The sequence below is a fragment of the Streptomyces sp. WP-1 genome, assembly GCF_030450125.1.
GTDB classification, from domain to species: domain Bacteria; phylum Actinomycetota; class Actinomycetes; order Streptomycetales; family Streptomycetaceae; genus Streptomyces; species Streptomyces incarnatus.
This window is the reverse complement of record NZ_CP123923.1, coordinates 6,239,684-6,256,031: the sequence shown is the minus strand read 5'-3', so window position 1 is coordinate 6,256,031 and position 16,348 is coordinate 6,239,684. Positions and strand designations below refer to the sequence as shown.

Sequence of the window (16,348 nt, the reverse complement as noted above, 5' to 3'; positions counted from 1 at the left end):
AGCGCGGCCAGACTAACCGGTCGGTATGTGTGAAGGAAGGGCTGTCGTACCAACCTCTAGAGGCCCGCACCTGCCGCACCGACGGAGGTCCCATGCACCCGTCCCGTAGAAACCTCCTGGCCACGGCCGCCCTGACCGCCGTCCCGGCCGCGTCCCCCGTGGAGGCCATGCCCCCTCGGCACCGCGCGTCCCTCCGCACCGGCTTCGAACGGCTCGCGGCCGACGGCTACCAGCTGCTCCACGGCCAGAAGGTCGGCATCGTCACCAACCCCACCGGCATCACCCGCGACGCCCGGCACATCGTGGACGTCATGCACGCCGATCCCCAGGTCGAGCTGACGGCGGTCTTCGGCCCGGAGCACGGATTCCGGGGGACCGCGCAGGCCGGTGGCTCCGAGGGCCGCTACGACGATCCGGAGACGGGTCTGCCGGTCTACGACACGTACCTCAAGAGCGGCCGGCCGCTGGCCGACGTCTTCACCGCCTCCGGCGTCGACACGGTGGTCTTCGACATCCAGGACGTCGGGGCGCGCTTCTACACGTACATCTGGACGCTGTACGACTGCATGGAGGCCGCCCGGCTCGCGGGGAAGCGGTTCGTGGTGCTCGACCGCCCGAACCCGGTCACCGGCCGCGCCGCCCAAGGGCCGGTGCTGCACAGGGAGTTCGCCACGTTCGTCGGCCGGCAGCCGATCGCGCAGGCGCACGGGATGACCGTCGCGGAGCTGGCCCGGCTGTTCGACAGGGAGTTCCTCGGCGGGTCCGTCCCCCTGGAGACCGTGCTGATGACGGGCTGGCGGCGCGCGGACTTCTACGACGCCTCGGCCCTGCCCTGGGTGCCGCCGAGCCCCAACATGCCCACCCCGGACACGGCGTTGGTGTACTCCGGCACCTGCGTGTTCGAGGGCACGAACCTGTCCGAGGGGCGCGGCACCACCCGGCCGTTCGAACTCCTCGGCGCCGAGGGCATCGACGGCCGCTGGGCGGCGGCGGCGAACGCGCTGGGGCTGCCCGGGGTGCGGTTCCGGGAGGCGTACTTCGCGCCCACCTTCTCCAAGTTCGAGGGGAGGACGGCCGGCGGGGTGCAGATCCATGTGACGGACCGGGCGGCCTACGACCCCGTACGCACCGGGATCGCCCTGCTGGTGACCGCGCGCGAGGTCTGGGACGGCTTCGCGTGGCGCCCGGACGACTGGATCGACAAGCTCACCGGTTCGGACCGGGTGCGCACGATGATCGACGCGGGCGCGGACACCGACGAGGTGGTGGGCGCCTGGCAGCAGGAACTGGCCGCGTTCCGGCGGATCCGGAGGCGATACCTGCTGTACCCGTGACGTGCCGGGCTGGTTTCAACTCCGCTGTGTCGCGGGACAATTACACCGGGTAACGTGTCGTTCTCCGCGGGGCGAGGGAGCCTGGCATGGCGGATTCCGGGATGAGCGTGTCTCCCTATTGGGAGCTGACCTTCGACGCCGGCGGGGACGTCGACCCGCCCGAACGCGATCACCTGCTGGCCCAGGTCACCGGACAGGGCGTCCGTGACCTGGTCGTCTTCGCCCACGGCTGGAACGAGGACCGCTCGGCCGCGACCGCCCTGTACCGCCGCTTCTTCGCCCCGTTCCCGGGGCTCGCGCCCAAGGCGCACCTCGGGTACGTCGGGGTGGTGTGGCCGTCGATGCGGTTCAGCGACGAGCCGATCCCGGACTTCCCGAGGTCGGCGGTGGCCATGGCGGCGGAGACGGCGCCCGGGCCGGCGCTGGACGAGAACACCCGGCGCGGGCTGCTCATCGCCTTCCCGGACCGGGCGGGCACCGTCGACCGGCTGGCCCGGCTGCTCGACGAACGGCCTAACGGGGACGCGGGGTTGACGGAGTTCGGGCGGCTGGTGCGGCTGCTGCTGGACGGGGCGGGGAGCGCGGCGGCCGACACCGACGAGGAGGGCGAGCCGGCCGTCTTCACCGAGGAACCGGCCACCGCCTGCGCCGAGTTCGCCGACGCGCTGGCCGCCGTCGCGGCGCCGGGCGGCACCGAGCAGTTCCATCTGCCCAACCCCTGGGAGGGCGCGAAGGAGCTGCTGCGGCAGGCGGCGTACTACCAGATGAAGGGGCGGGCCGGGACCGTCGGCGAGCATGGACTCGGGCCGCTGCTGGGCCGGTTGGCGGTGAAGGCCCCGGGGGTGCGGGTGCATCTGGTGGGGCACAGCTTCGGTGCGCGCCTGGTGGCGTTCGCGCTGCGCGGGCTGCCCGGCCAGGCGCGCCCGGTGAAGTCCCTGACGCTGCTGGAAGGGGCCTTCTCGCACTACACGTTCGCGGAGCGGCTGCCCGACGATGCGCACAGGTCGGGCGCGCTGAAGGACCAGCAGCGGCGGATCGACGGCCCGCTGGTGTGCTGCCACTCGCACTTCGACGCGGCGCTCGGCACGTTCTACCCGCTGGTCTCGCGGCTCGCGGGGGACGACCGGTCCTGCCTGGGCGACGAGATCGCGGCCGTGCTGGGGCCCCGGTGGGGCGCGCTGGGCCATGACGGGGTGCAGGCGGTGCCGGGCACGGCCCGACTGGATCTGGCCGGCGCCCTGGCGGGCCGGCTGCCCGCGTCGGGGTGTGTGAACGTGGACGCGGCGGCGGTGGTCCGCCGGGGCGGTCCGCCGGCCGGGGCGCACAGCGACATCCTGCATCCCGAACTGGCCCGGGTGGTGCTGGCGGCGGGCCGGATCGCCTGACCCGCCGCCAGTCACCGCTCACCCGACGCCCAGGTCACCGGTGCGAGGTGTACTCCACGACCTGCTGGAAGGTCGGCCGGTTCTGCCAGCTGATGTTGCCGTGCTTGATGCCGCCCAGCGTGCGCTGGACGATCGAGTCGGCGCACCACTGGTCACCGGCGGAGCAGACGGAGTCGCCCGGGTAGACCTGGGCCGCGGTCATCCCGGCGGCCTGCTTGAGGGTGCTGATCAGGGTGTCCCGGCAGGCGCCCAGGTCCCCGTTGCCGCAGTACTTCGCGGCGAGCGGGCCCTGCACGTTCTGCCCGAGCACCGACCGGATGTCCTTGTCGACATAGCTCCACCAGCCGTACTGGAAGGAGCTTCCGGCGTGCGAGCCGGTCGGTCCGTGTCCGGCGGAGGGGGCCTCGTCGATGGCCAGGTTGCCGGTGAGCGCGTTGTACAGATCGCTGCCGAGGCCGGGCTGGAACTCGGCCTTGACCAGCAGCGGCCACCAGGCGTCCAGGATGCGGATGGCGTCGGCGTTCGCGTATGTCCTGGAGCCGGCCGAGGTCTCGGTGCGCTGGGCGCCCGCGCTCACCCACGTCCGGAGCTTGTTCACCGCGTCGGCGGCCGCGGAGTCGGTCACCGGCGAGGAGTCGATCACCTGGAGCAGCTCGGGCAGCACGTCCTCGGCGCGCAGGTCGGTGACGCCCGCGGACGCCATGGCCTGCACCAGCTCGGCGCGGGTCACCCCGCCGGCCGCGACCAGCTTCTTGACCCGGTCGTTCAGCAGGTTGGCGCGGTGCACGGAGCCGTCGCCCCAGGAGGCGGTGGTGTAGTCCTTGGCCTGCTTGTTGTTCCAGGAGACGTAGTAGTCCTGGTCGATGGAGTTGGGGTGGGCGGAGGGCGCGGTGTAGTCGGCCGTGTTGGTGTCCGCGTTCCAGTTCCTCCACTCGTAGGCGGGCTGTGCCCACACCGGGAACTCGGCGTCGACGCCGTCCGCGCGGACCGGGTTGTCACCGCTGTTGTAGTAGGCGGTGTGCTGGGAGTCGGCGTAGAACCAGTTGAAGGTGTAGTTGATGTGCTGCGCCGCGCTCTGGAAGTCCTGGGGGCCCTTGATGTAGCCGGGGTCGTTCAGCATCTGGAAGCCGATGATCGAGTCGACCTCGTGCAGGTACGAGGAGCGCAGGCTGGTGTAGGCGACCTTCTTGCCGCCGACGGTCGCCCGGTACTCCACCGGCCCGTACTTGGTGCGCCAGACCCGCATGGTGTACGACCCGGCGGCGGTGCCGTCGGCCAGCGTGGGCGACCAGGAGTTCTTCTGCTCGACCTTGTCCATGGCGGTGCAGGTGCCGTGGTACAGGTAGTGGTAGTCGTCCTGGCACAGCTCGACGGCGTAGGTGTCGACGATGTCCTGGCCGGAGGTGGTCGCGCTCCAGGAGTAGTCCTGGCCGCGGCCGAGTTCGACGTACATGCTCAGGCCCGCGAAGGAGGCGCCGCGGGCGCTGATGCCGGGGCCCTGGATCTCCTGGAGCATGAGCAGCTGCGGCGCGAAGTAGCCGGTCTGCGGTCCGAAGACGGCGATCGGGTGGCCGCTCGCGGTGTATTTGCCGCTCACCACCAGGGCGTTGGACATCCCCCGGTGGGCGGAGCCGAGGTCCGTCTTGGCGGCCGTGGTGGAGGCGTTCTTGGCGGCGGCGGTGGCCGCGCTGCCGGTGCGGTCGTAGACCAGCGGCTCCTGGGCCACCGAGCCGGCGTCGGGCAGCGCCTGCCCCTTGGCGGTGGCGGGCTCGGCGCCGTACGGGAAGCTCTGGCCGTCGTGGACGGTGAGGACGGCCTCGGGGTCGTTGCGCTCGCGGAAGGACTCCCAGACCTTGGTGCCCTGCTCGACGCCGTACTTGTCCTGCGCGGCCATCAGGGAGAGGGCGTTGTTCACCTCTCCCCCGCCGCCGGAGCCGAACAGGGAGCCGATGACGGAGGCCAGCGCCACCAGGTCGGTGATCTTGAAGTGGTCGATGGTGCCGGCGTTGGTGATCGCGTCCTTGTGGCCGGTCAGGTCGTACTCGCCGGGGAAGTATCGGCCGCTGTCGGAGGCGTCGATGTAGGAGTTGATGCCGTCCAGGTAGGCGTCGGCGTCGGCGAGGGCCTGCTGGCCGCGGGCGCCGTTGCCGGCCACGGCGCGGTCGATCTGCGCCTGGAGGTCGGCCTCGGTGTAGGGCGCGTTGCGGTAGAACTCCTGCTCCAGGCCCTGGTTGGCGGCGGCGCCGCCCGCGAAGGAGGTCAGCTGCCCCCGGCCGACGTGCCGGAAGACGTCCATCAGCCAGAGCCGGTCCTCGGCCGCGGCGTACCCGGCGCCGAACTCGGTGCCGTAGCGGGTGGTGCCGGTGATGTGGGGCACACCGGTCTTCTTGTCGCGCACGATCGTCACGTCGCCGCGCCCGTTCGGCTTCTCGGTCGAGGCGACCTGGTCGGACGGGACGCCGAACGAGGCGTCGTTGAAGAAGTTGTTGATGGTCGTGTCGCTCAGGCCCTTGTAGCCCGTGGCCAGGTTGGCGTAGGGGCCGAGCTGGTCCTCGGCGTGCGCGGGCTGGGTGCCGAAGGCCTGGTTGAGGAGGATCTGCGCGAGGGTGGCGTTGCCGTTCTCGCCGGGCGGCAGGATGTCCGAACACTGGCCGCCGCAGTAGTCGTTCGCGGCCGCCGCGGGGGCGGCGGAGGTGGCCGCGCCGGCGGCGCTCTGGGTAATGGGGGAGACAAGTCCGGCTATCAGAACGCATACCGAGGCCGTCTTCAGGAACCCGGGAAGTCTGCGGAACGTTCTCACTCTGTCAAGGGCGGTCCGTGGGGTGCGCCGTGGCATGGCAGCTCCTAGCGACTGGGGTGCGCGAACGTTACCGCCGGTATCCCCGAAGTTGAAGATGAACATGCGTCACGTTTTCGGAGTTTGCGGAAGGGCCGAGCAGAACAAGCGCGAGAAGAGATGGAGCCGAAGCACCGGTCGATACGTCTATCAGGCGACGTCCGTACGACGACGCCGAAGTGGCCGCGGAACAGGTGCAGGTGTGACGGAGGTGCAGGGCGATGGCCGGTTTCCGGAGTCTGGCGAGACAGGTACGCGATCCGGGCTGCGATCTGGCACTGCGGCGCTATTCGCTGCGCAAGTGCCTTGAGAAGTTCGCCCCTTACGGGCATCGGGCGACATGGGACCACTTGTGCGCGCGGGCCGGGTTCGGTCCCGAGGACCGCTCCCCCGACCCGGCGCGGCTCGTGGCCGCACTGGAGGAGCTGGAGGAGGCCCGCTCCGTCTGGCTCGGCTACGAGAACGACTTCACCGAGCGCCGCCGCCGCGAGAAGCACGACGGGCTGCGCCGACCGGGCAGCGTGGACGACTGGCACCGGCTGACCTGGGGCGGCTTCGGGGTCGCCTGGTGCGACGACCCGCGGGTGCACCCCTCCGACCCGCTGGCCGAGGTGCTGCGCAGGCTGATCGACGCGCTGGAGCGGGAGCCGGGGGCGAGCTGCCCGGTCTGCGGCGCCGACCGGCTCGTATGGAAGTACGGCCTGGACCACGAGCCGTCCTCGGGACCGGTGTGCGGCGACTGCGGGATACTCGTCCCGCGCCCGGTGCTCTCCCCGCGCGCGCTGGCGGGCGCCCGGCGGGAGCGGCTGCTGATGCCGGCCTGAGCGAGCCGGTGAGGAACACGGCCGGGGAATGTCCCGGGGGCCGCGCAGGGGATGCCGCGCCCCCATGTTCCGCCCGTTGTGCCCCGGCGATCTCGCTCCGCTGACTTCACCGGCGGGGACTGGCACCATCGAAGCATGGTGCAGGCATGTCTGAACGGAAGCCGTACCGCCGAGCACGGCGCGGCCGTCCCGATGTCACCGGGGGATCTGGCGCGCTCCGCCGCGGACGCCGTCGCGGCCGGGGCCACGGAGATCCATGTCCATCCCAAGTGCCCGTGCGGACACGACAGCCTCTCCCCGCGGGTCCTCACCCCGGTCCTGGAGGCGCTGCGCGCCGAGGTCGCGGTGCCGATCGGGGTGACCACCGGCGCCTGGGCCGAACCCGACCCCGCCGCCCGACTGGCCCGGGTGCGCTCCTGGACCCTGCTGCCCGACGTCGCCTCGGTGAACTGGCACGAACCGGGCGCGGAGGATCTGGCCGCCCTGCTGCTGGAGCGGGGCGTGGCCGTCGAGGCGGGCATCTGGTCCGGCACGGACGGCGCGGCCCGCTTCACCGGCTCCCCCCTCGGCCCCCGGGTGCTGCGCGTCCTCGCCGAGGTCACGGACCCGGATCCGGCCACGGCCGAGACCTCGGCCCACGCCCTCCTGGCCGCCCTGGGCGGGGCCCACGGCCGCCCCCTCCTCCTGCACGGCGAGGAGACCGGCACCTGGCCCGTCCTGCGCCTCGCCGCCCGCCTCGGCCTCGCGACCCGCATCGGCCTGGAGGACACCCTGCTGCTGCCGGACGGCGAACGGGCCCTGTCCAACGCCCGGTTGGTGACGGAGGCGCTGCGCCAGTACGGCTCGGCCCGGCGCTCGTCCTAGGCCGACGGGACAGTAGCAGCCGGGAATCGGGTCGCTCCACGGGTTTGGTGTCCGCGACAGTGGCGGGCGTCGAAGCCGGAAGGAACAGGGGGATCTCCATGTCCACGCTGCGGGTGACCGCCGAGGTGCTGACCGTCCATGAGCACCCGGACGCCGACGCGCTGGAGCTGGCGCAGGTGGGGCTGTACCGGGCCGTGGTGGCCAAGGGGGCGTTCCGCAGCGGGGAGGTGGCCCTGTACATCCCCGAACAGGCCGTGCTCCCGGACGAGTTGATCGAGGAGCTGGGGCTGACCGGGCGGCTCGCGGGGGCCGCGGCCGACCGGGTCAGGGCGGTGCGGCTGCGCGGCGAGCTGTCCCAGGGCATCGTGTGCCGTCCGAAGGCGCTCGACGGCGACGATCTCGCGGTCGCGGCCGTGGAGGGCACGGACTTCGCGGAGCGGCTCGGCATCACCAAATGGGTGCCGCCGATCCCGCCCACCATGAACGGCGAGGTGGAGCGGGCGCCCGAGCTGCTGCCCTGGGTCGACATCGAGAACATCCAGCGCCACCCGGACATCTTCACGCCCGGCGAGCCGGTGGTGCTCACGGAGAAGCTGCACGGTTCGGCCTGCCTGCTGACGTACGTCGCCGACGAGGGGCGGGTGTACGTCTCCTCCAAGGGCTTCGGCGCCACGTCGCTGGCGCTCAAGGAGGACCCCCGCAACCTGTACTGGCGCGCCGTGCACGCCCACGGCGTCCCCGAGGCCGCCGCCCGCCTCGCCGAACGGCTCGGGGCCCGGCGGATCGGCGTCTTCGGCGAGGTGTACGGCGCGGGCGTGCAGGACCTCACCTACGGTGCGGACGGCCGCCGCGCATCCCTCGGGTACGCGGTGTTCGACGTCTCGGCGGAGATCGAGGGCACCGTGCGCTGGCTGGACACCGCCGTACTGGACGGCGAACTGCCGGTGGTGCCGCGGCTGTACGAGGGGCCGTACGACATCGACCGGGTCCTCTCGGTCGCGAGCGGCCGGGAGACGGTCTCCGGCCGTGAGCTGCATCTGCGCGAGGGCGTGGTCATACGGCCGGCCGGCGAGCGGTACAGCGCGGTGACCGGCGGTCGCGCGATCGCGAAGGCGGTGAGTCCGGCGTACCTGACCCGCAAGGGCGGCACGGAGTACGAGTGACCGGGGGCGGGGCCGCCGAGCGCTTCGCTCAGCGGCCCTCCGCCATCAGCCGCGACCCCGCCTGCCGCTCCCCGAACACATCGTCCGGGTTGGAGAGCACACAGGTGTCCAGCGACAGGCACCCGCACCCGATGCAGTCGGTCAGATGATCGCGCAGTCGGTTGAGCTGCGTGATCCGCTCGTCCAGCTCCGAGCGCCACGCCTGCGAGAGCCGCGCCCAGTCCTCCCGCGTCGGCGTCCGCTCCTCCGGCAGCTCGGCCAGCGCGGAGCGGATCGTGGCGAGGGGGATACCGACCCGCTGCGCCGCACGGATGAACGCCACCCGGCGCAGCGTGTCCCGGCTGAACCGGCGCTGGTTGCCCCCGGTGCGGCGGCTGGAGATCAGGCCCTTGGCCTCGTAGAAGTGCAGCGCGGACACGGCGGCACCGCTGCGCGCGGCCAGCTGGCCGACGGTCAGCTCATGGATCTTCTCGGGAATCTGCGGCACCCCTCAGAGCCTAGTCACTCCGTTGACATCGACCTCGCACCGGACCATGCTAAGCAGTTGCTTAGGCATACGATCGAGAGGCCGGGAACATGGCAGAACCGAGGATCTTCACCTCCCCCGCCGAGCTGAAGGCGGCCGTGGGCGAGCAGCTGGGCCACACCGACTGGCTGGAGGTCGACCAGAAGCGGATCGATCTGTTCGCCGAGGCCACCGGGGACCACCAGTGGATCCATGTGGACCCGGAGAAGGCCGCCGCGGGGCCGTTCGGGACGACCATCGCGCACGGCTATCTCACCCTGTCCCTGCTGCCGCTCTTCGGCCCCCAGCTGATGCGGGTCGAGGGCGTGAAGATGGGTGTCAACTACGGCACCAACAAGGTCCGCTTCCCCGCCCCCGTCCCCGTCGGCTCCCGGCTGCGCGCCACCGCGACGATCACCGGCGTCGAGGACGTCACGGGCGGCGTCCAGGTCGCCGTCGCCTTCACCGTGGAGCGCGAGGGCGGCGACAAGCCGGTGTGCGTGGCGGAGTCGGTGTCCCGCTACTACCTGTAGGCACCCGGAGCCGCCCTTGGCCGGGGCTACTTCGCCCCGACCATCCGCAGCACCAGCTCGGCGTACAGCTCGCCGACCGCCTCCGGCGTACGTGGCCCGTCGATGTTGAACCAGCGGGCCACGTCGATGCACAGCGACAGCACGGCGAGCGTGGTGCCCTGGACGTCCGGCACGTCGAACTCGCCCGCGGCGACGCCGTCCTCGACGATCCCGCGCACCTCCGCGTCGACCTGCCGGCGCAGTCCGAGGATCTCGGCGCGGGCCTCGGGGCCGAGGGCGTCCAGCTCGTACTGCACGACCCGGGCGGTGGTGCGCCGCCCGGCGTGCCAGCGGACGAAGGAGCTGACCGCGTCGGCGAGCCGCTCCTTCGCGGGGCCCTCGCGGCGGGCCGCCGTGCGCAGGATGTCCAGGGCCTTGTCGTGACCGATGCGGCTGATCCGGTGGAGCAGCTCTTCCTTGGTCTTGTAGTGGATGTAGAGCGCGGCCGGGCTCATCCCGGCGCGGCCCGCGATGTCCCGGGTGGTCGTCGCGTGGTAGCCGCGCTCGGCGAAGGCCTCCACGGCGGCCACCAGCAGCCGCCGGGCCGCGTCCGGGGTGACCTCTTCCCACGGCTCCGCCTCGCCGCCGGTCGTCTCCGCCGCCGTACTCATCGCTCTTACGCCCCTCTCGGTGACAGGAGCACCACCATACCGCCGACGGTGAGCGAGCGCTTAGCCCAGCAGCCCACAGGCCGTGCGGAAGGTCAGAGCTTCTCGGCGAAGGGGTCGTGCTCGGCGAGGAGCTTGTCGAGGCGGGCCTGGTCGACGCGGCTGACGATCTGTCCGGCCTCCTGGCGGTCCCGGATCACCTTGGCGAGGGTGAAGGCGGAGGTGACGAGGTACAGGACGGCGATCGCGAGGAACGCGCGCACCCATGCGTCGGTGTCCAGCCGGAAGATGCCGATGGACGTGGCCGCCATGGCGATGGCGAAGGACGCGACGGCCTGGCCGTAGAAGGCGGCCGTGCTCTGCTGCTTGACCGATGTGTCACTCATGAGGAAGAGCATCGGGGCACACGGCCCGCGCCGCATCCGCTCGGCTACTCAGACCGTACTCAGAACGCCGAAACCCCGGTCAGGGAGCGGCCGATGACCAGCTTCTGGATCTGACTGGTGCCCTCGTAGAGGGTCATCACGCGGGCGTCGCGCAGGAGTTTGCCGACCGGGTACTCGTCGATGTAGCCGTAGCCGCCGAAGACCTGGAGCGCGTTGTTGGCGGCGCGGACCGCGGCCTCGGAGGCGAACAGCTTGGCCTTGGAGGACTCGACGGCGAACGGCTCGCCCCGGTCGATCAGATCGGCGACCCGCCAGGTCAGCAGCCGAGCCGCGTCCACGTCGACCGCGATGTCGCTGATCAGCTCCTGCACCAGCTGGTGGCGGGCGATCGGCTTGCCGAACTGCTCGCGCTCCCCCGCGTACCCGACGGCCGCGTCCAGGGCGGCCCGGGCTATCCCGACGCAGCCCGCCGCCACCGACATCCGGCCCTTGGCGAGCGCGGACATGGCGACCGAGAAGCCCTTGCCCTCCTCGCCCAGCAGCGCGCCGGCGGGCACCCGCACGTCCTGAAGGACGAGTTCGGCGGTGGCCTGGCCGCGCAGTCCGAGCTTGCCGTGGATCGGGCGGCGGCTCAGGCCGGGCGTGTCGGTGGGCACCAGGAAGGCGCTCACGCCCTTGTGGCCGGGGGCGTCGGTGGAGCGGGCGAAGAGCAGGACGACGTCCGCCCAGGTGCCGTTGGTGATGAACATCTTGCTGCCGCTGATGACGTACTCGTCGCCGTCGCGCACCGCGCGGGTGGTGAGGTTGCCCGCGTCGGAGCCGGTGCCGGGCTCGGTGAGGCCGAAGCAGCCGACGTACTCGCCCGCGGTCAGCCCCGGCAGCCAGCGCCGCTTCTGCTCCGCGCTCCCCCAGGCCGCGATCGTCTTGGCGACGAGGCCGAGGGAGACGGACACGATGCCGCGCACCGAGGAGTCCCCGCGGCCCAGCTCCTCGGTGACCAGGCAGTACGACAGATGGTCGCCGCCGGAGCCGCCGTACTCCTCCGGGATCGTCAGCCCGAGGAAGCCGATCTCGCCGAGCTTCTTCACGATGCCCCGGTCGACCTCCTCGGCGCGGTCCCAGGCGATCACGTGCGGGGCGATCTCACGGGTCACGAAGTCCCGCGCGAGCCGCCGTACGGCCGCCTGCTCCTCGCTCAGCCCCAGGTTCACCACGAGATCACCTCTCCCATTTAAATTAGCACTGCTAGTTTACGAGCGCAGCCCTACTATGTGCGCCATGGCCCGACCGCGCAAGCCCCTGCTCAGCACCGACCGGATCGTCCGGACGGCCCGCGAACTCGTGGACCGGGAGGGTCTGGCGGCCGTCTCCACCCGCCGGCTCGCCGCGGAGCTGGGGGTGAGCGGGCCCTCGCTGTACAACCACTTCCGCACGAAGGACGAGATCCTGGAGGCGGTCGCGGACTCGGTGAGCGCGCTGGTCGACCTGTCGATGTTCGAGGACGGCCGCCCGTGGCGGACCGCGCTGCACGACTGGGCCGTCTCCTACCGGGCCGCGCTGCGCGCCCACCCCAACATCGTGCCCGTGCTCGCGCGCGGCCCCGGACGCCGCCCGGCCGCGCTGCGGGTGGCGGACGCGGCGTACGGCGCGATGGTCGACGCGGGCTGGCCACCGGCGCAGGCCACGTCCGTCGGGGCGCTGATGCGGTACTTCATCATGGGCTCCGCGCTCGGCTCCTTCGCCGGCGGCTTCGTGGACGACGCGAGCGCCTACGACCCGGCCGACTATCCGCACCTCGGACAGGCCCATCTCCTCGCGGAGCAGCAGGAGAAGATCGACGAGCGGGCCTTCGAGACGGGGCTGAGCGCACTGCTGGACGGGCTGGCCCAGCAGTACGAGCGGCTACGGCAGGAGGCCTAGGCTCAGAACACCACCAGCGCCCGTCCGCCCTTGCCCGCCTTCATGTTCTCGAAGGCGCCCGGGATGTCCTCCAGGCCGATCCGCTCCGTGACCAGGGCGGACAGGTCCAGGCGGCCGGTGCGGACATGGCCGGCCAGCAGGGGGACGTCGCGCGCGGGGTCGCTGTTGCCGTAGACGCAGCCGGACAGGGTGCGGCCCCAGTGGAAGAGTTCGAGGGCGTTGAAGGTGACCTGCTGGTCCTTGCCGCCGATGCCGACGACCGTCGTACGGCCGCCCCGCCGGGTGGACTCCCAGGCCGCGCGGATGCTGACCGCGCGGCCCGCGCACTCGACGGCGACGTCCACGCCCTGCTTGCCGGTCAGGGCGCGGATCTCACGGGGCGTGGTCGCGGAGGCCAGGAGGAAGTCCGTGGCACCGGCGGCACGCGCGAGCCGCTCCTTCGCCGGGGAGACGTCGACGGCGACGATCCGGGAGGCGCCCGCGATCCGGGCCGACTGGAGCGCGGCGAGCCCGACCCCGCCCGCGCCGAACACGGCGACGCTCTCGCCGGGCCGCACCCGCGCGCTGTGGTGGATCGCGCCGTACCCGGTGAGCACGGCGCAGCCGAGGAGCGCGGCGTCGGCCAGCGGGACACCGTCCGGCAGCGGCAGCACGCAGGACGCGGACACGACGGTCTCCTCGGCGAACGCGGCGACGTTCAGACCGGGATGCAGCGGGGTGCCGTCGACGGCGTGGGCGTGGACGCGGGCCGCGCCGTCGAGGGCGTTGGCGCACAGCCAGACCTCGCCGAGCGAGCAGGCGTGGCATGTCCCGCACGCGGGCGCCCAGTTGAGGACGACGGGGGTCCCGGGCGAGACATGGGTGACGTCCGGGCCGACGGCGACGACCGTCCCGGCGCCCTCATGGCCGAGCACCGCGGGCACCGGCACGCTCATCGTGCCGTCGGACAGGGACAGATCGGAGTGGCACACCCCGGCCGCCGCGAGCCGGACCCGGACCTGTCCGGGGCCCGGGTCGGGCAGCTCGATGCTAGTTGTCTCCAGGGGTGCGCCGACGGCGGGAAGGACGGCGGCTCGTACGGCCATGGCGGGCGGACTCCCTCTAGAACTGGAAGGACTTGGTCTGGAGGTACTCGTCGAGGCCGTGGCCGCCGAGTTCCCGGCCGACCCCGGACTGCTTGTAACCGCCGAACGGCGCGCGGGGGTTGAAGCGGCCGCCGTTGATGTCGACCTGCCCGGTGTCCATGCGCCGGGCGAAGGCCACCGCCTCGTCCTCGTCCCCGGCCCAGACCGCGCCGGCCAGGCCGTACACCGTGCCGTTGGCGATGCGCAGGGCGTCGTCCTCGTCGTCGTAGGCGAGGATCGACAGGACCGGGCCGAAGATCTCCTCCTGGGCGATGGTCATGCCGGGTGTGACGTCGGCGAAGACGGTCGGGCTGACGAAGTAGCCCTTCTCGCGCGGCGCCTCGGGCCCGCCCGCGACCAGGCGGGCGCCCTCCGCGACGCCCTTCTCGATGTAACCGCGCACCCGCTCCTGCTGCTTGGCGTTGACCAGCGGTCCGATGCGGTCGCCGTACTTGGCGGCGGCGGCAGCGGCCAGCCCGACGGCCTCCTCGTACCGGTCGCGGTGGACCAGCATCCGGGTCCAGGCGCTGCACGTCTGACCGGAGTTGGACATCACGTTGGCGACGCCGACGTTGACCGCCTTGGCCAGGTCGGCGCTCGGCAGGATGACATTGGCGGACTTGCCGCCCAGTTCGAGGGCGACCCGCTTCACGGCCCCGCCCGCCAGCGCGCCGATGCGGCGGCCCACGGCGGTGGAGCCGGTGAAGGAGACGAGGTCCACGTCCGGGTGCTCGGCCAGCGCCTGCCCGGCGACCGGTCCGAGCCCGGTGACCAGGTTGAACACGCCCGCCGGTACGCCCGCCTCGTGCACCGCCTCGGCGAACAGCTGGGCGGTGAGCGGGGTGTCCTCGGCGGGCTTGAGGACGACCGTGCAGCCGGCGGCGAGCGCCGGGGCGACCTTGGCGACGATCTGGTGCAGCGGGTAGTTCCAGGGGGTGATCGCGCCGACCACGCCGATCGGCTCGTGCAGGACCGTGGAGTTGCCGACCTTCTCCTCGAAGGAGCGGCTCGCGGCGAGTTCGGCGTAGGTGCCGGCGACCGCGATGGGCAGGCCCGCGTGCACGGCCTCCGAGAAGGCGGGCGGGGAGCCGAGTTCGGCGGTGACCGTCCCGGCGATCTCGTCCTTGCGGGCCGCGAGCGCGTCCCGCAGCGCGGCCAGCCGGGCCGCGCGCTCGGCGGGCGCCGTGGCGGCCCACCCGGGCAGGGCGGCGCGGGCCGCGCGCACGGCGGCGTCCACGTCCTGCGGACCGGCGGCCGGAACCCGGGCGATGACCTGCTCGTCGGCCGGGTTCACGACCTCGATCACCTCGTCCGGACGGGCGGCGGGGCGCCAGCCGCCGTCGATGTACAGACCGTCGTGTGCCTTCATGCTGCTTCCTCCCGGCGGACGCCCGTCGTCCGCCCCACAAACTAGCGGCGATAGTTTTCCGGCGCCAGACTCCCGCCGAGCGGACTCACCTGGTCGCGGTGAGATGGGCGAAGACCACCACGTTGCTGCTGTACCCGGTGCGCCTGCTGTACAGGCCCCCACAGGTGAGCAGGCGCAGCTCAGGGCGGCGGGCGCGGCCGTACACCTCCTTGTCGGGGAAGCCGGACCGGTCGAAGACCTGCACCCGGTCCACGGTGTAGACGGCGGTGCGGCCGTCCGCGCGCCGCGCCTCGATGATCTTGCCCGGCTCGACCATCGGGAGGGCGGCGAACACCGCGGGCCCGGAGGGGGTGTCACGGTGGCCGACGGCGATCGCGGTGCCCGCCTCACCGGGGGTGGCACCGCCCTCGTACCAGCCGGCCGCCTTGGGCCGGTCGAACGGCGGGGTCTCCAACTGCCGGTCCCTGCCCAGCCGTACGCCGACGACCTGGGCGTCGAGACCGAGGGAGGGGATGCGCAGGGAGGTGGGCCGGGACCGGGGCAGCGGGCGGGGCGAGCCCGGATCCGGCCCGGCGGCGACGGTCTCCGTGTGGTCCGGCGAGCCGTCGTCCCCGCACCGGCCGACGAGCGTCACCAGGACGGCCGTGAGGGCGGCCGTCCTGGCCAGGCGGAAGGCGCGGGTCCGGTACCAGGGCCTGCGTCTGCGCCTACGCGGCGCCATGGGGGCGACGGCGGTTGCGCCGGACGTACACGGCCCCGCCGACCGCGATCAGACCCACCGCCGCGGCGGCGCCCACCGGGGAGTACGCGGCCGCGGTGTCGACGAGGCCGCCGCCACCGGCGTGCACCCCGCCCTGCGGGCCGCCGCGCTCGCCGCCCTGGCCCCAGCTGGCGTCGTTGTGCTCCTGCTGCTGGTGGTCGTCGATCTGGCCGGGCGCGCCCTGGTTGCCGTTCTCCCGGCAGTTGACCCGGAAGACCTTCTCCTTGAGGGCGCCGGCCACGGTCCAGGTGATCCGGTACTGGCCGTCCGCGAGGCCCAGCGGGTCGGTGTGCCCGGCGCCCCCGGCGAGCTGGATGGTGCCGGTGACGGTGGCGGAGGTGGGCAGCGGGGGCTGCGGCGTGATGGTGTAGGCGATGACGGGCAGGATGTCGAAGTTGACCGCGTCCAGGTAGAACCGGCAGACCGTGGGGTCGTCCTTCGAGACGCCGAAGGGCGTGCCGACCCGGTGGACTCTGATGTCGCCGTTCTCCCCCTGGGCCATGGCGGTCGGTGCCGCCACCCACGACGCACCCGCCGCGGCGAGAGCGGTCAGGACGACGGTGGCGCCGGCGCGGGTACCGGCGGTGCGCGGGAATGTCCGGGTGGGCATACGCATTTCCTCCGAGTCAGACGATTTTCATACAAATCGATCTCGTCTGGACTCTGCCCAATGCACGCGTCGGCCGACGGCATCGAGG

The 16,348-nt window shown here is 72.5% G+C and carries 16 protein-coding genes; 7 read left to right on the top strand and 9 right to left on the bottom strand.

The features are described from left to right. Positions 1-92: 92 nt before the first annotated feature. Positions 93-1,334, top strand: a complete 1,242-nt coding sequence (locus QHG49_RS27695) for a DUF1343 domain-containing protein (protein ID WP_301491672.1) — start codon at positions 93-95, stop codon at positions 1,332-1,334. An 86-nt stretch (positions 1,335-1,420) separates the two neighbouring features. After that, complete coding sequence (locus tag QHG49_RS27690) at positions 1,421-2,719, top strand: serine-threonine protein kinase (RefSeq protein ID WP_301491671.1); 1,299 nt, start codon at positions 1,421-1,423, stop codon at positions 2,717-2,719. A 34-nt stretch (positions 2,720-2,753) separates the two neighbouring features. Here QHG49_RS27690 and QHG49_RS27685 read toward each other — a convergent pair whose 3' ends face one another. Then, the gene (locus tag QHG49_RS27685) at positions 2,754-5,555 is read right to left on the bottom strand and encodes a penicillin acylase family protein (RefSeq protein WP_301491670.1); all 2,802 of its coding nucleotides are present in this window, start codon (positions 5,553-5,555) and stop codon (positions 2,754-2,756) included. A 221-nt stretch (positions 5,556-5,776) separates the two neighbouring features. On the opposite strand from QHG49_RS27685, the gene QHG49_RS27680 reads away from it, so the two are divergent. The 3 genes from QHG49_RS27680 (at position 5,777) to QHG49_RS27670 (ending at position 8,406) form a co-directional block, all read left to right on the top strand. Continuing rightward, positions 5,777-6,379, top strand: a complete 603-nt coding sequence (locus QHG49_RS27680) for a hypothetical protein (RefSeq protein WP_145483559.1) — start codon at positions 5,777-5,779, stop codon at positions 6,377-6,379. A gap of 135 nt (positions 6,380-6,514) precedes the next feature. After that, the gene (locus QHG49_RS27675) at positions 6,515-7,243 is read left to right on the top strand and encodes a 3-keto-5-aminohexanoate cleavage protein (RefSeq protein WP_301491669.1); all 729 of its coding nucleotides are present in this window, start codon (positions 6,515-6,517) and stop codon (positions 7,241-7,243) included. 98 nt (positions 7,244-7,341) lie between these two features. Further along, positions 7,342-8,406: an RNA ligase (ATP) gene (locus tag QHG49_RS27670; RefSeq protein ID WP_301491668.1), complete on the top strand. Its 1,065-nt coding sequence runs from the start codon at positions 7,342-7,344 to the stop codon at positions 8,404-8,406. A gap of 28 nt (positions 8,407-8,434) precedes the next feature. On the opposite strand, the gene soxR is transcribed toward QHG49_RS27670, so the two are convergent. After that, entirely contained in the window at positions 8,435-8,893 is a 459-nt protein-coding gene (gene soxR / locus QHG49_RS27665; RefSeq protein ID WP_159699995.1) for a redox-sensitive transcriptional activator SoxR, read from the bottom strand. Between the two features lie 89 nt (positions 8,894-8,982). Here soxR and QHG49_RS27660 point away from each other — a divergent pair, with 89 nt between their 5' ends. Further along, positions 8,983-9,444 (top strand): MaoC family dehydratase, encoded by a 462-nt coding sequence (locus tag QHG49_RS27660; RefSeq protein WP_145483552.1) that lies wholly within the window; start codon positions 8,983-8,985, stop codon positions 9,442-9,444. A gap of 26 nt (positions 9,445-9,470) precedes the next feature. Here the strand turns inward: QHG49_RS27660 and QHG49_RS27655 are convergent, their stop codons facing one another. From QHG49_RS27655 to QHG49_RS27645, 3 genes are all read right to left on the bottom strand, one after another. Beyond that, the gene (locus QHG49_RS27655) at positions 9,471-10,094 is read right to left on the bottom strand and encodes a TetR/AcrR family transcriptional regulator (protein WP_145483549.1); all 624 of its coding nucleotides are present in this window, start codon (positions 10,092-10,094) and stop codon (positions 9,471-9,473) included. Between the two features lie 92 nt (positions 10,095-10,186). After that, positions 10,187-10,477 (bottom strand): YiaA/YiaB family inner membrane protein, encoded by a 291-nt coding sequence (locus QHG49_RS27650; protein ID WP_145483546.1) that lies wholly within the window; start codon positions 10,475-10,477, stop codon positions 10,187-10,189. Between the two features lie 59 nt (positions 10,478-10,536). Continuing rightward, on the bottom strand, positions 10,537-11,688 hold the full coding sequence (locus QHG49_RS27645; protein ID WP_159699998.1) for an acyl-CoA dehydrogenase family protein: 1,152 nt from the start codon (positions 11,686-11,688) through the stop codon (positions 10,537-10,539). Positions 11,689-11,755: 67 nt separating this feature from the next. On the opposite strand from QHG49_RS27645, the gene QHG49_RS27640 reads away from it, so the two are divergent. Then, entirely contained in the window at positions 11,756-12,397 is a 642-nt protein-coding gene (locus QHG49_RS27640) for a TetR/AcrR family transcriptional regulator (protein ID WP_145483541.1), read from the top strand. Between the two features lie 2 nt (positions 12,398-12,399). Here the strand turns inward: QHG49_RS27640 and QHG49_RS27635 are convergent, their stop codons facing one another. The 4 genes from QHG49_RS27635 to QHG49_RS27620 form a co-directional block, all read right to left on the bottom strand. Continuing rightward, the gene (locus tag QHG49_RS27635) at positions 12,400-13,482 is read right to left on the bottom strand and encodes a Zn-dependent alcohol dehydrogenase (protein ID WP_159700001.1); all 1,083 of its coding nucleotides are present in this window, start codon (positions 13,480-13,482) and stop codon (positions 12,400-12,402) included. Positions 13,483-13,498: 16 nt separating this feature from the next. Next, on the bottom strand, positions 13,499-14,890 hold the full coding sequence (locus QHG49_RS27630; protein ID WP_301491667.1) for an aldehyde dehydrogenase family protein: 1,392 nt from the start codon (positions 14,888-14,890) through the stop codon (positions 13,499-13,501). Positions 14,891-14,975: 85 nt separating this feature from the next. Beyond that, complete coding sequence (locus QHG49_RS27625; protein ID WP_145483532.1) at positions 14,976-15,611, bottom strand: class F sortase; 636 nt, start codon at positions 15,609-15,611, stop codon at positions 14,976-14,978. Next, positions 15,598-16,260 carry a hypothetical protein gene (locus tag QHG49_RS27620; protein WP_301491666.1) on the bottom strand — a complete coding sequence of 221 codons (663 nt, stop codon included), beginning with the start codon at positions 16,258-16,260 and terminating at the stop codon, positions 15,598-15,600. Before QHG49_RS27620 ends, QHG49_RS27625 begins: the two co-directional genes overlap by 14 nt. Positions 16,261-16,348: the final 88 nt, after the last annotated feature.

Bases quoted from the DNA above. Each gene is read 5' to 3' on its own strand.
- QHG49_RS27625 (WP_145483532.1), bottom strand. From the start codon at position 15,611: ATGGCGCCGCGTAGGCGCAGACGCAGGCCCTGGTACCGGACCCGCGCC.
- QHG49_RS27620 (WP_301491666.1), bottom strand. From the start codon at position 16,260: ATGCCCACCCGGACATTCCCGCGCACCGCCGGTACCCGCGCCGGCGCC.
- QHG49_RS27640 (WP_145483541.1), top strand. From the start codon at position 11,756: ATGGCCCGACCGCGCAAGCCCCTGCTCAGCACCGACCGGATCGTCCGG.
- QHG49_RS27685 (WP_301491670.1), bottom strand. From the start codon at position 5,555: ATGCCACGGCGCACCCCACGGACCGCCCTTGACAGAGTGAGAACGTTC.
- QHG49_RS27690 (WP_301491671.1), top strand. From the start codon at position 1,421: ATGGCGGATTCCGGGATGAGCGTGTCTCCCTATTGGGAGCTGACCTTC.
- QHG49_RS27655 (WP_145483549.1), bottom strand. From the start codon at position 10,094: ATGAGTACGGCGGCGGAGACGACCGGCGGCGAGGCGGAGCCGTGGGAA.
- QHG49_RS27630 (WP_301491667.1), bottom strand. From the start codon at position 14,890: ATGAAGGCACACGACGGTCTGTACATCGACGGCGGCTGGCGCCCCGCC.
- QHG49_RS27680 (WP_145483559.1), top strand. From the start codon at position 5,777: ATGGCCGGTTTCCGGAGTCTGGCGAGACAGGTACGCGATCCGGGCTGC.
- QHG49_RS27670 (WP_301491668.1), top strand. From the start codon at position 7,342: ATGTCCACGCTGCGGGTGACCGCCGAGGTGCTGACCGTCCATGAGCAC.
- QHG49_RS27660 (WP_145483552.1), top strand. From the start codon at position 8,983: ATGGCAGAACCGAGGATCTTCACCTCCCCCGCCGAGCTGAAGGCGGCC.
- QHG49_RS27695 (WP_301491672.1), top strand. From the start codon at position 93: ATGCACCCGTCCCGTAGAAACCTCCTGGCCACGGCCGCCCTGACCGCC.
- QHG49_RS27675 (WP_301491669.1), top strand. From the start codon at position 6,515: ATGGTGCAGGCATGTCTGAACGGAAGCCGTACCGCCGAGCACGGCGCG.
- QHG49_RS27635 (WP_159700001.1), bottom strand. From the start codon at position 13,482: ATGGCCGTACGAGCCGCCGTCCTTCCCGCCGTCGGCGCACCCCTGGAG.
- QHG49_RS27650 (WP_145483546.1), bottom strand. From the start codon at position 10,477: ATGAGTGACACATCGGTCAAGCAGCAGAGCACGGCCGCCTTCTACGGC.